Below are 1,159 nucleotides of genomic sequence, written 5' to 3' on the forward strand. Positions count from 1 at the left end.
GTTGAGCCGGGTGATGAGCGGCGCGATGGTCCGCCCCTCCCGCTCGGCGGCCGCCCAGTCACGCGGCCGGAGCTGGTACTTCTCCGAGTTCAGGTACTCCTCGCCGCCCTCCCGGAGCGGGGTGTTCTCGCACAGTTCGTAGCCGCTGTAGATGCCCCAGGCGGGGGAGAGGGTGGCGGCGAGCACGGCCCGCACCTCGAACGCGGGCCGCCCGCCGTGCTGGAGGTAGGCGTGCAGGATGTCCGGGGTGTTGGCGAAGAAGTTGGGCCGCATGTAGGCGGCCGCCTCGCCCGACAGCTCGGTCAGGTACTCGGTCAGCTCCTGCTTGGTGTTGCGCCAGGTGAAGTACGTGTACGACTGCTGGAAACCGATCTGGGCCAGGGTGTGCATCATCGCGGGCCGGGTGAACGCCTCGGCCAGGAAGATCACGTCCGGGTCCCTGCGGTTGACCTCGCCGATGACCCGCTCCCAGAACACGACCGGCTTGGTGTGCGGGTTGTCGACCCGGAAGATCCGCACCCCGTGCTCCATCCAGTGCCGCAGGATCCGCACGGTCTCCGCGACCAGACCGTCCATGTCGGCGTCGAAGGCGACGGGATAGATGTCCTGGTATTTCTTCGGCGGGTTCTCGGCGTACGCGATCGACCCGTCGGGGCGGTGGCGGAACCACTCGGGGTGCTTGTGCACCCAGGGATGGTCGGGGGAGCACTGCAGGGCGAAGTCCAGGGCGACCTCCAGCCCCAGCCGCCCCGCCTCGGCCACGAAGAAGTCGAAGTCCTCGATCGTGCCCAGGTCCGGGTGCACGGCGTCGTGGCCGCCCTCCGGGGAACCGATGGCCCAGGGCACGCCGACGTCGTCCGGACCGGCGGTGAGCGTGTTGTTGGGGCCCTTGCGGAACGTCGTACCGATCGGATGGACGGGCGGCAGATAGACGACGTCGAAACCCATCCCCGCGATCGCCTCCAGCCGGCGCGCGGCCGTCCGGAACGTGCCGTGCGGCCGCTCGACGGTCCCCTCCGAACGCGGGAAGAACTCGTACCACGAGCCGTACAGGGCCCGCTCGCGCTCCACCAGCAACGGCATCGGATCCGAGGCGGTCACCAGCTCCCGCAACGGATGGCGGGCCAGCAGCGCCTCCACCTCCGGGTCCAGCGCCGCC

General features: G+C 69.9%; 1 pseudogene. It reads right to left on the minus strand.

Going from position 1 to position 1,159, the window contains the following annotated elements:
* Nucleotides 1-1,159: pseudogene (locus ACZ7N4_RS39175) on the minus strand (alpha-1,4-glucan--maltose-1-phosphate maltosyltransferase); the annotation flags it as partial.

The organism is Streptomyces sp. NPDC107654 (assembly GCF_055639035.1).